Below are 14614 nucleotides of genomic sequence, written 5' to 3'. Positions count from 1 at the left end.
GTTTTTTGAATGTCAATAAACATTTTTAAGTATTCCAACTACTACTTGCAGTATCAATATTGCCGGCATTCCCAGCACAAAATACCAGTGTTTTGTCTTATGATGAAACACATACATTCCTGCCCATGTACCAATACTTCCTAACAAAACCGCTACCAAAAATAATGTTTTTTCCGGTATTCTCCATTCATGTTTTCTGGCTCTTTTCTTATCAATTCCCATAAGTGCAAAACCAATCACGTTAATCACGATGACATATAGCAGGAATATTTTCTCTAAGGTACTCATTTTTCTATTCTTCTCCCAGTTTCATAGCAACCACAATTCCTACTGCTAATGCCACAATTCCGGTAAGTACCGTTACTACACTAATTGTTCCAAGACTATTCATCATAAGAATTGCAAATGGAGATGCTATGATTAATCCGATAATTGCCCAATATGCTACATACGGGAACTTGGTAAAAATAATTTCAATTAACTTAGCAATTGCAAAAATTCCAACTACTACACCGATACCAAATGGTACCAAAACGGCACATCCATCCATTAATCCCGGCACATTAAAACTTACTAAGTTATCAATAAAACGGTTTACTTCTTTTAATATCGGGTTGTAATAGCCCATAATCATTAAAATCATCGAACCACTGACACCCGGAATTACCATGGTTGCTGAAGCAACAATTCCCACACCAAAGAGCTTCACTACATTGATTGCATTAAATGTCATATCTGCTGCTGCACCTTCTGTTTCGCCCATTGCTGCCAAACCTACTACAAAGGCAAAAAATAAAACACATGCCATGATATGAGGCAACCGTATACTCTGACCTTTTACTTTCTTAGTCATAGCCGGTAATCCCCCTACAATTAATCCTACAAACAGCAAATTTGTCTGTAACGGTGCTTTATCAAACATAATCTGAATGACTCTTGCTACTACTACCAATCCCAGTGCCGCACCAATCAAGATAGGAATTAATACCTTCATACTCTTTTTAAACTCTGATAACAAGTGAGTTGCAGCATGAATAATCTTATCATATATTCCCATGGAAACAGCCATGGTTCCACCGCTTACTCCCGGAATGATATTGGCAACACCAATTACCACTCCTTTTAAAATCATTTTTAACATAGATTTTCTCCAATTCTTTTCTTACTTTTATTTCATATAATTTTTCAAAAATGTAACTAATGCATCCATTTCTTCATCTGTTCCGATGGAAATACGCAAATAATTGTCAATTCTCGGCTTATTGAAGTATCTTACATAAATGCCTGATTTCTTCAATGCCTCAAATAATTCTTTTGCCGGATATTTTGGATGACTTGCAAAAATAAAGTTACTCTTAGAATCCTGAAAAACAAATCCCAATGCCTTTAACTCTTTCTGAATACGCTCTCTGGTATTAATTACCTTTTGCAATGTCTCTCTAAAATATGTTTCATCCTTTACCGCTTCTACCCCAAGAGTTAATGCTGTCATATTCATGGTATAGGAATTAAAAGAATATTTTACATCATTAAGGTACTTAATAAGTTTCGGTGCGCCAATGGCATAACCGATTCTCATTCCAGCCATACTTCTGGACTTGGAAAAAGTCTGAACTACCAAAAGATTTTCGTATTTCGGTAATAATGTCAACGCTGACTCTGCTCCAAAATCAATATATGCTTCATCAATAATCACTATTACCTCCGGATGACTCTGCAAAATCTCTTTCACTTGAGCCAAATTCATAGCTACTCCGGTAGGTGCATTGGGATTCGGAATAACAATTCCGCCACATTCCTTTTTATAATCATCTATTTTTATATGGAAATTATCGTCTAATGGCTGACACTCATATGGAATCTGAAATAAATCTGCCCACACATCATAGAATGAGTATGTAATATCAGGAAACAAAATCGGCTTTTTTGAATTAAAAAAAGTCAAAAAGCTCATTGCCAATACATCATCAGACCCTACGCCTACAAATACCTGTTCCGGTTTCACCTGAAAGTATTCTGCTAACACATCTACCAATGGCTTTGTCTCTGCATCCGGATATTTGCGAAACTCCTGTACATCCATTTCACGCAATGCCCGTTCTACGCCCGGAGCCGGTGGATAAGGATTTTCATTTGTATTTAACTTTATTATATTTTTTGCCTTTGGCTGTTCTCCCGGTGTATAGGGAACTACCTTACGCACATTTTCTTCCCATGTTTCCATATTCGTTCCTCCTATCATGTATTTCGTACCCTACCATATTAACATATGAAAGTAAAAAATCATACATTTTTTTCTAACCATTTTTTCACTTCCATAAGATTCTCAAGAATGACAACACTTTTTTCTTCCATTTCTTCATTAGGTCCTACTCTGTCCGGTACCATAATTGCCTTCATTCCTGCGTTATAGGCTGCACGAATTCCATTATAAGAATCTTCTACTGCATAGCTTTCTTCCGGTAAAACTTCTAATTGTTTACATGCCATCAAATAAATATCCGGTTCCGGTTTACTCTTTTTTAGCATATCACCACAGACTACTTTATCAAAGTAGTGTAACACTCCTAAATCCTTTAATTGCACTTTTGCTACTGCTTCTCTGGTGGATGTTGCAAGTCCGATTCGATATTTTTGCTCTTTTAACCACTGCAAAAATTCTTTGGCTCCTAATTTTAGCTTCAGTTCTTCTTTTTCTCTTTGATGAAATAAATCAGAAGACTCCTGTTTATATTCATCATATGGAAAATCCGCTCCGTAACAAGAAAGGAATACTTCTCTCGTTGCATCCTTATTTAGTCCAAGACATTTTTTACAATTCTCTTCTATATTGGGAATTTGGTATTTTTCTCCGATAATACGCCAGCAGTCTGCCACCAGCCATTCGGAATCAATGATTACACCGTCCATATCAAATACAATTGCTTTCATTTCCGCCTCCTGTTATTCTGTCCTGTCAATACTTTTTGTTATTGTGACATTCTATCACGAAAAAATAGAATTGAAAAGAATTTTCATAAAGGAAAGAGAACTGCCTTTCTCTGACAGTTCCCTTTCTTTTTCCTGCTTCTTTATACAATTCCCTTAAAACAAAACTTCAATTCCATCGGTTTTGTTACATCCAGCAAATACTCTTCATGAGTTCGTGCTCCCCAACTGTTGTCTCCACCGACTCCCATCTGCTGTTTTGCCACTCTTACTACAGTATAATGTATCTGTGGCAACTCATATGGATGCATTGCATTTTCCATTTCGTGTGGTGTATACGGTAAAGCGGAAAAGCTTAGTTCATCTCCTGTAAACATGATTCCTTTTCCTGTATTATCAGTTATCTTTGCCCAGCGCACCTTGGTTTTATTTCCACACTCCTGTGGCACCAAATACTTCGCTACATTATCTACTACTTTGTTTTTATAGATTCCAAGCTTTGCTCCATGCTGTCTGTCGCAATAAGTTTCAGATGGTCCATTTCCATACCACTCTACATTTTCATAATCCGCATTAAATTTAAACATTACACCAAATTCCGGCATATCTGCTAACTCTTTTACCGGTTGATATGTTAATGTAGTAGCAATGGTTCCGTCTCCAAATACCTCATAGGAGATACTGCACTTGCTTGCAGGTGTCGTAGGCATTGCATAATAGAAAGTAATCACTGCACTGTGCTCTTTTTCCAGAAGGGTTGGATTTTCTTTTACTTCTGTATCCATCCAACAGTACATGCTGGCAATTTTCCACTGTGCATACCGTCCCATCATTTTGTTTCCACAATCGTTATCAATTGGTGCTCGCCAGAAGTTTGGCATTGGTATTTTTTCTATCATTTCTTTTCCGCCATATCGATAAGATGCCAATCCTCCGTTTAAATAACTGAACAGACATTCAAAATGTTCTCCTCGCACCCCGATATTTAATTTTCCACGAATTACGGTAAGCGGCTCCGTGATTGAATTTTCTTCTGCTTCTACTTTGAAAGTACCCTGTCCGAATGCCACTTCATGTCCCACCGGTGCCCAGTCTTCTGCCTCTTTCAATCGGAACGATACGGTAACCACATATTCGCCCGGTGCTTTTGGAATTTGCAACGGAAGCGGATATGTCTCCTCACTTAGCGGTGCCACATTGGTTATCAACTGCGCTTGCTCTACAAATACACCATCTTTTTCTAATATCACTATACAATCATATTTTTCTGTATTTACAAACAGATTTTTATTTTTTACCAAAACTTTCTCTTCGCTTATTTCAACACTGATATTCTGATAATTGAATTTTACTTCCTGCATTTTAGGTGATTCATCACGTTCTCCGCCATATACAATTCCATTTCCGCTAAAATTATAATCACATGGATGATCTCCAAAATCACCACCATATGCTTGGAATTTATTGCCATATCGGTCTTTCTTTTCAATAGACTGGTCGATATAATCCCAAATAAAACCACCTTGATAGGAAGGCTCTGTATCTGTTAAATCCGTATATTTATGCATTGCACCACAGGAATTTCCCATAGCATGGGTATACTCACAGCAGATAAATGGTTTGCTTCTATCCTTTGCCAAAAATGCCTTGATATCCTCTACACTTGGGTACATCTGACTTTCCATATCGCTGGTTTCATTGTATCGTCTGTCATTGAACACACCTTCATAATGTACTAATCTGGTATTATCCAACTTACGGAAACAATCTGCCATATCTCGAATAACAGTTCCGCCAAAGGACTCATTTCCACAGGACCAAATTACAATGGCGGGATGATTTTTATCTCTCTGGTAGCAGGAATTTACTCTGTCAAGCATCATTGGTTCCCACTCTTTGTTATTTCCCGGAACTGCTGTTTCAATATCCGCTATACCACGCACAATTGGATCCCATGAGCCATGACTTTCCATGTTGTTTTCTGCAATCATATAAAGTCCGTATTTATCACATAATGCATAAATTCTGGAATCATTGGGATAATGGCTGGTTCGAATCGCATTGATATTATTGCGTTTCATAGTCATAATATCCTTAAGAATCTCTTCATCTGTAACTGCCCGCCCTGTCTTAGAACTGAATTCATGACGATTTACGCCTTTAAATACAATTCGTTTTCCATTAATCTGCATGATATGATTCTTCATTTCAAACCGGCGGAATCCTATCATTTGAGAAATGACTTCTACCACATTGTCTCTTTCATCTAAAACCTCTAAAAGCAATTCGTAGAGATTCGGTTCTTCTGCACTCCACAGTGCCGGTTCTTTTACATTTTGTAATATTGTAAGTTCCTTTTCCAGCATTGCTTCTGTCTGAATTACCGCTTCTTCTCCATCTTTTAAGGTAACCCTTACCTTACCTTCTCCTACTGTTTTGCATGTAATCTGCAAATCTGCATTTCCATAAGAGTCATCCAATAAGGTACGAATACGAATATCTTCTATATGTGTTTTTGGAATGGTATACAAATATACACTTCGATAAATACCAGAGAATCGGAAAAAGTCCTGATCCTCACACCAACTTCCGGAAGTCCACTTAAATACCTGTACTGCCAGCTTATTTTCTCCCTCTTTGATATATGGTGTAAGTTCAAATTCCGATGGTGTAAAACTATCCTCACTATAGCCTACATAATTTCCATTTAGCCACAGTGCCATACCACTTTCCACTCCTTGGAAAGAAATATAAATTGGCTTTCCTTTCATTTGCTCCGGTACCTGAAAATATTTTACATAACTTGCCACCGGATTGAAATATTCCGGTATTTCTCCCGGTTCAATCTGTTCTCTTCCATCCCATGGATATTGTACGTTAGCATACTGCGGTGCGTCATATCCTTCCATCTGGATGTGTGCCGGAACTTTAATATCTGCCCAGGATTTACAATCGTAATCCTCTGCTTCAAATCCTTTTATTGTGGAATTATAGTTTTTTGCATAGGAAAACTTCCAAAGTCCATTCAGGGAATAGCGAAAACTTGTCTTTTTCTGTTGCAATTCTTCCATAGATGCATAGCACACATGGTCTGAATGCGCATCTTTTCTATTTTCCGCAAACACAAGTGGGTTCTTTACTTTTTCATAGTTAAAGCAAGACATATTCATACCTCCAATACATTTTTCTTTATACTGGTTCGGCAGCACCGAAAACCAGTGCTGCCGAACTTTGTTCTTATGCTTTCAAATATGAGATTATTTCACTGCTCCTGTAATACCTTCTGCAAAGCTCTTCTGTAACAGGAAGAAAATAATTACAGTTGGTAATGTACATAACAAAACCGCTAACATCAATACACCATAGTCGGTAACATAACCTTCGATTAAGTTTGCTACTAACATCGGCATCGTGATACTGGTATCATCCTGCATAATTACCTTTGGCCACAGATAATTGTTCCATGCATTCATAAAGGTAATTGTCATTGCTGCTGCATAAGTGGAGCGCATGGTAGGAACGAACATACGGAAGAAAATCTGTAATTCGCTCAATCCATCAATTCTTGCTGCCTCGATAATATCATGAGGAAAGCTTCTTGCACTCTGTCGAAACATCATAATCAGGAATGGTGTTGAAATCGTTGGAAGGATAAATCCTAAAGTTGAATTCAACAAGCCTGCAGAAGAAAACATTCGAAACAATGGAATCATTGTTGCAACAAATGGTACCATCATTGCCAATAACAGAATTGACATTACGAAATCTTTTCCTTTATCATGATAAATTTCAAATCCATAACCTGCCAAGGAACAAATGATCAGAGAACAGATTGTCAGGATAATAGCATATTTAAAGGAATTAAACATTGCTGCCTGAACATTCTGTGAGGCAAATAATGCCTTGATATTTTCTATCAAATATCCACCTGGTATCAGTTTTCCATTAGTAACATCCACACTCTTATTGGTTGCAGATACTGCCATCCAATAAATTGGAAATACGGAAATAATAGATACAATCGTTAACACAATATACATTAAAACATTGGCTCTTTTTGTCTTAGTCACGCTTGTCACCTACTTTCATCTGTACGAATGCCAAAATAGCTACTAAAATGAAGATTAAGAAGGACATTGCTGCTGCATATCCGAAGTTTGGCACATACTTAAAGGATACATTATAAATGTAATGGGACATCGTAATTGTTGCATTTGCCGGTCCACCTTTTGTCAAGTTAACGGATTCATCAAACAACTGTAATGTTCCGTTTGTAGACATAATTGCTGTCAACAAAATGGTTGGTTTCAGCAAAGGTACTGTGATTTTGAAGAAGGTCTGCATTGGACTTGCTCCATCAATTTTTGCTGCCTCATAAACAGAATATTCTATATTTTGTAATCCGGAAAGGTAAAATACCATATTATATCCGGTCCATCTCCAAACCAAAGCAAGTATAATGATAATTTTGGCACTTGTAGCATGCCCCAGGAAATTATATCCTGTATTTAAAATTCCTACTTTAATTAAAATATTGTTAATGAATCCGTCTACTGCAAACAGAGAACGGAAAATAATTGCATAAGAAACAAGTGATGTTGCACATGGTAAAAATATTGCGGTACGGAATAATCCCTTAAACCGAAGATTCTTATTATTCAACATAGATGCCAAAACCAATGCTAAAATCAACATGATAGGCACTTGAATAATTAAGTATAAGAATGTGTTTCCTAAGGAAGTCATAAAAACTTTATCCTTAAACATTCTTGTATAGTTGCTAAATCCACCAAAAGTCAGATTATTTGCCTTACCAACTTGCAAAGATAAAATAAATGCTTTTATCATTGGCAAGAAACTCATAATCGCAATCATTACAGTTGCCGGTGTCAGAAACGCCCAACCGGTGAGATTATGTTTTTTACTCAAGGACCTCTTTTTTCTTCTGGGTTCATTTATCTGGCTCACATCTGTGCCCCCCTTTATTACTATTGTGGAGAATAGCCTTTGCCATTCTCCACAATACTTATTCTGCTACTTTTATTGTTACTGCATATTGAATTCCACTGTTTCCTGTGCAACCTGAAGTTCATCATCAATATTTGCACCGGCCACAACATTCTGGATTGCTACTGCTACGGCATCACGAGCTTCATAGTAGTATACACCAGTATTGTTAGAAGGAACTTTTCCTGCAAACTCTGTAATCTTTGAGAATACTGCATCGCCGCCGAAGAATTCAGATGGCTGTGCATATACCTCAGAATCACCTGCTGGTAAGTAGGTTGCTAAAGCACCGGAGCTTGGTAAAATATTTTCATAAAGCTGTACACTTCCTGCGAATGTACTTGCTAAGAAATCTTTTGCTAAATCTAAATTTTTACAGTTGCTTGTAACTGCCCAAGAAGATCCACCATTGTTGGAATAGTTCGTAGCACCATCTACACCTACAAGTTTTGGCATATCTGTGATAGCCCAGTTTCCGCTCTGATCTTCTGCTGTCTGAATAGAAGCCATAATCCAGCATCCATTGACAGTTCCAGCTACTGTTCCCTTTGTAAGTGTTCCTACATATTCATCCCAAGAGTTTACTTCGATTAATACTCCTGCTTCTACTAATTTAGAATATGTTTCCATAACTTTCTTTAACGCATCGTTTCCAACTATATCAGGATTTCCATCATCATCAAAGAGAGAAGCTCCGCAGGACTGAAGCATCATCATGATAACATCAGATTCACCTGCCTGACAGGAAAGTAATGGTTTACCTGTTTTAGCTAAAACATCTTTTCCTTTTTCCAAATATTCATCCCATGTAATATCTGTAAAATCATCAACAGTGTATCCGGCTTCTGCTAATACATCTGTTCTGTAACAAGCAATAACTGCTCCATTATCAAAAGGTACTCCGTAATTCTTTCCATCCACTACAGAATATGCTGTTTTTCCTTCTGCAAAGTTAGAATAATCAATTCCACTATCTGTTAAATCAACAAATGCATCTGGATAGGAAATAACATTTTTTTGGAATGCATTGTCCTGCATTAACAAAATATCCGGTAATGTGTCAAAGTTTCCACTGGTTGCTGCTGTTGTCAACTTGGTCTGAACGTCTTCCCAAGGAGTTTCTACTACATTAACAGTAACGTCCGGGTGATCTTCCTTATAAATCTTAGCGGCTTCTTCCATTGCATAAATATTAAATGCCGGATCCCAACACCAAACGGTTAATGTGTTCTCGTCCTCAGAAGCAGCTGTGTTGCTATCTTTGGAACTGTCGCTTTTCTTACTGTTGTTTCCTGAGTCCCCACAGCCAACCATCATAGTTGCTGTCATTGTTAAACAAAGTAATACGCTTAAAAGTTTTTTCTTCATATTGTTTCCCTCCCAATAAAAAGTTTTTGTTTGTTTAGAACAATTCGCAAATTGTTCAATCGGTTGTTCTATGGTTAAAGTTTACCAAATAATTATATTGTTGTAAATGTCTTTTTTTTCTAGTTTTTCAAATCTGTTTTTGTGTATTTTTCCTATATTTTTTTCGTCATTTTCACTATATTTTTTGTTTGCGCAATCGGTTGTTCAGTCGAAAATTAGATATTTTTTCCTTATTTTACTATAAAAATCAGTCATGGTAACGTTACCATCCTTATAAATCCGTTACTCCTATTTTTCTTTGTATGTTCTTTAACTTATTAGTAAATTTTCACACTATTTTTACTGGCGTTTTTTTATTTTTTTACTAAACTTTTACTTACTACTATTTATATACATTGCTATAAGAGATTTGTATCCTTAGCGGTGTCACTTACGACTAATTTCATCTCCGCGAGGTGTGCTTCCTTAGCGGAGCGTTTTTTATGTAATAGGACGCATTTTCCTATTACATAAAAAAAGACCACTGCTAAAACAGTGATCTTTTCCATTGCTCTTCTATTTGGTTGATTCTTTTAAGATTACCTCATATCCTAATAGAGTTTTTTGTTCTACTTGTTTTCCCTCTATCATATCCAGTAGGGTATGACACACTGTCATTCCCAATTCCCGTACATTAAAGGACAGCGATGTGATTGACGGCATATGGCTGTCTAAAATAGAACTATCATAGAAGGACGCTACCTTTACTTCTTCCGGTACCCGCACATTTTCCTTGCGCAATTTATTTAGTACCTGCATACAAACAGCATCGTCCAGACATGCAATACAGTCCACTTTTGCCTCTAACAATTTCTCAACTGCTCGCTCTATCATTGCCTCTCTATCTGCATTTACAAAAATAATATCTTTTTCGATTGCCAGACCTGCATTTTCATATGCCTCCAGGTAACCATTCAAACGGCTTTGTGTTACCACATGCGACTCAATTCCCCCTACAATTCCAATTCGCCGCATTTTTTTCATCAATAAAATGGAAATCAACTCTCTACATGCATTTTTATGGTCATTATCAACCTGTACCACATCTGTATAATTGGTACTTCCTACGGTTACAAACGGAATACCTGTCTTTTGTAAATATTCTATACTTTCATCTTTGGTAAATGTCCGCATTAGAATAATACCATCTACTTTATGATTTTCTACCATTCGCATCAACTGGGTATTTTCATTTTCCCTTCCCATAGTCAACAGAATATCATAGTCCATACTAACTGCAACTTCACTAATTCCCATAAGGCATGTCTGAAAAAAAGGTAAATCTACCAATGTATAATCTTCCGGCAACATGACACCTATATTATACGTTTTTAACTGCGCCAAGCCTTTTGCCAAAGCATTTGGCTTATAGTTATGCTCTTTAATATAAGCAAGTACTCTTTCTCTTGTTTCTGTTCCAATTCTTCCTTTTCCTGAAATTGCTCTGGAAACTGTGGTCTTTGATACCCCCAACGCATCTGCCACATCGGAAATTGTTATTTTCTTATCATTTTCCTTTTGATACTCCATATCCTGTCCCTTCTCCTTGAACACTTTATGAACCACTTTCCATTGTTGCTATCAATCGTTCTGCTTCTGTAAGTACTGAATAATTTGTTACTTTAGCCTTTGCTGCATCTGACAGTGCATCATACTGACGTCTGATTTCCTGTACAATCGGTTTTTTATCCAGTGTAATTGCCTGATTTACAAGATTATTGTTAATTGCATCTATTACCGGCTGTGCCTGACCCTGTGCCTGTTGATCTGCCGCTCTCGCAGCAGCATCAGCGTCAAGTTGTGCTAATTGCGCTTCTGCTGCTGTCAAGACATCATAATTCGTTACATAACCCTTTGCACTTTCATCTAATGCATCATACTGTGCCCTTGCATTACTAATTGCAGATCTGCTTCCCTGTGACACCGCACCAATGCTGTTAATTGCACTGACAACTGCTGATGCCGCATCTTGTGACTTAGCCTTTGTACTTTCTGTTCCGCCTAAGGTATATACAAAAATCGGGCATCCTGCCTCAATATTTTCATATAATTTTTGTGCTGCACTATACGGTAAATTTACACATCCATGAGATCCGCTCTTATGATAATAATTACCGCCGAAATCTTTTCTCCAAGTTGCGTCATGGAATCCTACTCCACCGTTAAATGGCATCCAGAAAGATACCGGTGTTGCATAACCCTCTCCACGCAACGTCTTATCTTTTTGTTTATAATACAAACCATAAACTCCGGTTGGTGTACTCCATCCCTTCGATTCATTTCCCGATACAAAATCTGACTCTAACACCAATGAACCATTTTTATAATAATATAAATGCTGTGCAGTCAGATTGACTTCAACGTATGTATTGCCATAATCATTATCTCCGTGGCTACTTGCTGTCTTGGCATATGCCGGCTCTTTGGAAACTTTATCTCCTGCTTTTATATTTTCCATCAATGCTTCTGTTTCCGCAGCTTTATCTATCTTCCATCCATAATCTCCGCCACTTACCGTAATTGTAGTGCCATAGGATGTTTTTAAACTTTTTGCCTTTCCTGCTGTATTGTATGTATCTGCTAAGGTTGCCACATATTCACTTACTTTATCCTGTGAAATATCTGCCTCCATATTTTCATTTACCGTAAGCCACTGACTAATTGTTTCCCCATCTAATTTTTCACTCTTATCCCCAAACTCATATGTAACTTCCGTACCTGCGTACTTATTCATAGTGTCTACCAGGGTCTTTAACTCTTCAGAATCTTTGGTATATGTTGGCTTGGTATAACACTTTTCGCCCTCTAAAGAAACGCTTTTTTGTAAATTTGTTACGGATTTCCCTATCACCTTAAAAAACTTTTCCGTATCAATTTCTGTTCCATCTTTTTCCGGAACAATCTCATATCCCTTGGACTTAGAATATTCTGATACAGTAGCATTTTCCGGTTTTACCATCTTGGATTCATCCATACAGTTAAGATTTTGAAGCTCTTTTTCTAAACTATCTTCATCATATTTTACCATCGTCTTAACTTCTATTTTGGATGATTTAAACAAATATATTGGCCATGCAAATCCGTTTTGCTTCTTCAATTCCTTTTCCAAGCTACCATCAAATTCTGTTTTCAATCCTATTTTACTGCCATCTAGAACCTCTGACTGATTTTCACGTTCTTCCACAGTAAGTGTATATCCATCAATGGTCTTTTTAATCTGTTCTTCTACCTGTTTCGGATTCTTACCGGAGGCTGACACTCCATTAACTGTGGTATGAAATGCGAAATGTCCTTGAAAAAATATTGCTATACTAATGTAAATCACCAATAATACGAAAAGTGTTATTCCAACACTCCCAAGTATTATCTGCTTCTTTGTAAATTTTTCACTCACTTTCATATACTACCTTCCCTTATTCTAATCTTTCTTTCCCTTCTATTATATCGGCATTTTCCATTTAGTCAAACGATTTAGCGCTTTTTTTTATTGCCCCATTGTACAATTTGTGATACAATGTGAAAGTTGCGGGGTATGGCTCAGCTTGGTTAGAGCGCACGGCTGGGGGCCGTGAGGTCGCAGGTTCGAATCCTGTTACCCCGATGTTATTTTACAAAACAAATTATATTTCTTTCAATTTCCTTTTTCATATAATTTATAAAAATCCATTTTTTAGATAATTTTGAACATATTAAGCCAGTAGACTTTTTCTACTGACTTCACGCAGTTTGGTTTTTTATTTACCATTTATAATGATACTGGAAAAGTTGAATAATTTATCTTAGAACTTATCATATAACATTTCTTTATGATTCTTTCCAACCTAGACTTTATATTTTCATCAGATGTTTGAACTGTTACCAAACCCAAAACAAAGTTTAATAATTCTTTTGCCATTTCTTTCTCACCTAAATCATATGCCCAAAAAATCATACTGCTTCTTTCTGCTAAATCTTTTCTTCCAAGCACGGTTTCAGAAATACATGCAGTCCAAATCTGAATCATACATAAACGGTTATATAAGCAATCCAGTTTTACTATCATATATTTCCAAATTTTCTATGTAAATCGAGTAAACTCTCATTTATACATGTAATCTTATTTTCTAAATTTATTTTGTAAATCCTTTAATAATATTTCCTGTCTATCTATCCCCTTTTCCTTATTAGCATATTCTATATAACATATAATCTTTGTCTCTTCTGTTATATCAATATCTTTGCAGAAAACAAACTGTTCACGTTTTTCAAACCCTAATTCTCGTGCTAATATTTCATTTTGAGTAACAATAGTTAATTTATGTTTTTTAATAGCATTAATATTTAAAGAAAGAATTTCAAATTCTCTTTTATCATACACAGCCATATAACGCAAATTATATATCTCTTCAACATCGTTAATTTTCACCTTTTTAAAAAAACATCCCTTTATTACATTTCCAAGTAAATCTTTACAAGGCAAAAAACCTTCTTCTTCATTATGTGAATAAATACTCACCATATCTTTTTTCACTTTACAACTATATTCTTTTCCTCTATAATTACATCTTTTTTCAATCAAAAGAATCACCTCTCTTACCGCTTTTCAATCTGAAATCTTATGTAATTCCCTTAATATACTAAAAAGGTAACAGTAAGATATTCACCATTACCTTCATAGCATTACTTAACGAATCCGTCCAATAGCTCTATCTGCTTCTATTTGTAACTTTCTTGATGTAGCTCCCAAATATTTTTTAGCATTAGCAAGAACATCATCATTATCTCCTAACTTTTCCATCATATTCTGCTACCTCCATAATCTTATTATGAAATTGCAATTTCTTTCCCTGTAACAATATTTTGTTATTTTCTATTTTTATCATTGTCCAATAATCCTTTGTTGTTTCTTTAAATACATTTAATATTTAAACGCATCATTCAATGTTTTGTCTAAGTTATGCTCAGATAAAAAGAAATATATCATATCACAAAACAATTTTAAATCGCTTTTCTTTACTACATAACTTAATGATTTAAAATTTCCCTTTTCACCATCGATTTCAAACTCTATCTTTCTATCCCGAATTTCTTCTTCAAACCCCCACATCCCCATTGGCATAATAACATTATAGCCCTTATAATCAACATAGACTCTACATTTTCCTTCAAAATATTGGTCCTATGTCAAGATTTAGTACAAGTTAAAATGAGAAATTTCTCCCCATTTTAACCTGCCAGAAGCTCAGCCTCAGTGTTCGTTCTTTCATACACTCGTTCGAATTCGTTTGGCGAC

At 36.1% G+C, this 14614-nt stretch carries 13 protein-coding genes and 1 tRNA gene; 1 reads left to right on the top strand and 13 read right to left on the bottom strand.

Going from position 1 to position 14614, the window contains the following annotated elements; all coding sequences use genetic code 11:
* Positions 1–12: 12 nt before the first annotated feature.
* From KQI83_RS09925 to KQI83_RS09880, 10 genes are all read right to left on the bottom strand, one after another.
* On the bottom strand, positions 13–288 hold the full coding sequence (locus KQI83_RS09925; protein WP_216557192.1) for a DUF1294 domain-containing protein: 276 nt from the start codon (positions 286–288) through the stop codon (positions 13–15).
* A gap of 4 nt (positions 289–292) precedes the next feature.
* Positions 293–1141: a DUF368 domain-containing protein gene (locus tag KQI83_RS09920; RefSeq protein WP_216557189.1), complete on the bottom strand. Its 849-nt coding sequence runs from the start codon at positions 1139–1141 to the stop codon at positions 293–295.
* A gap of 27 nt (positions 1142–1168) precedes the next feature.
* Entirely contained in the window at positions 1169–2224 is a 1056-nt protein-coding gene (hisC, locus tag KQI83_RS09915) for a histidinol-phosphate transaminase (protein ID WP_216557186.1), read from the bottom strand.
* Between the two features lie 59 nt (positions 2225–2283).
* Positions 2284–2931 (bottom strand): HAD family hydrolase, encoded by a 648-nt coding sequence (locus KQI83_RS09910; RefSeq protein ID WP_216557183.1) that lies wholly within the window; start codon positions 2929–2931, stop codon positions 2284–2286.
* 140 nt (positions 2932–3071) lie between these two features.
* A complete protein-coding gene (locus KQI83_RS09905) occupies positions 3072–6092 on the bottom strand; it encodes a glycoside hydrolase family 2 TIM barrel-domain containing protein (protein ID WP_216557180.1) in 3021 nt (1006 codons plus the stop codon).
* A 93-nt stretch (positions 6093–6185) separates the two neighbouring features.
* Positions 6186–6968 carry a carbohydrate ABC transporter permease gene (locus KQI83_RS09900; protein WP_253295590.1) on the bottom strand — a complete coding sequence of 261 codons (783 nt, stop codon included), beginning with the start codon at positions 6966–6968 and terminating at the stop codon, positions 6186–6188.
* A 22-nt stretch (positions 6969–6990) separates the two neighbouring features.
* The gene (locus KQI83_RS09895; protein ID WP_216557826.1) at positions 6991–7803 is read right to left on the bottom strand and encodes a carbohydrate ABC transporter permease; all 813 of its coding nucleotides are present in this window, start codon (positions 7801–7803) and stop codon (positions 6991–6993) included.
* Between the two features lie 171 nt (positions 7804–7974).
* Positions 7975–9303, bottom strand: coding sequence for an ABC transporter substrate-binding protein (locus KQI83_RS09890; protein ID WP_216557177.1), 1329 nt, complete (start codon positions 9301–9303; stop codon positions 7975–7977).
* A 555-nt stretch (positions 9304–9858) separates the two neighbouring features.
* Complete coding sequence (locus KQI83_RS09885; RefSeq protein ID WP_216557174.1) at positions 9859–10872, bottom strand: LacI family DNA-binding transcriptional regulator; 1014 nt, start codon at positions 10870–10872, stop codon at positions 9859–9861.
* A gap of 25 nt (positions 10873–10897) precedes the next feature.
* Entirely contained in the window at positions 10898–12742 is a 1845-nt protein-coding gene (locus tag KQI83_RS09880; protein ID WP_216557171.1) for a L,D-transpeptidase family protein, read from the bottom strand.
* 126 nt (positions 12743–12868) lie between these two features.
* Here KQI83_RS09880 and KQI83_RS09875 point away from each other — a divergent pair.
* Positions 12869–12943, top strand: a tRNA-Pro gene (locus KQI83_RS09875).
* 144 nt (positions 12944–13087) lie between these two features.
* On the opposite strand, the gene KQI83_RS09870 is transcribed toward KQI83_RS09875, so the two are convergent.
* The 3 genes from KQI83_RS09870 to KQI83_RS09860 form a co-directional block, all read right to left on the bottom strand.
* On the bottom strand, positions 13088–13384 hold the full coding sequence (locus tag KQI83_RS09870; RefSeq protein ID WP_216557167.1) for a hypothetical protein: 297 nt from the start codon (positions 13382–13384) through the stop codon (positions 13088–13090).
* 54 nt (positions 13385–13438) lie between these two features.
* Positions 13439–13900: a hypothetical protein gene (locus KQI83_RS09865; RefSeq protein ID WP_216557164.1), complete on the bottom strand. Its 462-nt coding sequence runs from the start codon at positions 13898–13900 to the stop codon at positions 13439–13441.
* A 339-nt stretch (positions 13901–14239) separates the two neighbouring features.
* Positions 14240–14440, bottom strand: a complete 201-nt coding sequence (locus tag KQI83_RS09860) for a hypothetical protein (protein WP_216557162.1) — start codon at positions 14438–14440, stop codon at positions 14240–14242.
* Positions 14441–14614: the final 174 nt, after the last annotated feature.

The sequence above is a fragment of the Roseburia sp. MSJ-14 genome, assembly GCF_018918225.1.
Classification (GTDB): domain Bacteria; phylum Bacillota; class Clostridia; order Lachnospirales; family Lachnospiraceae; genus Petralouisia.
This window is presented reverse-complemented; position numbering and strand designations above follow the sequence as displayed.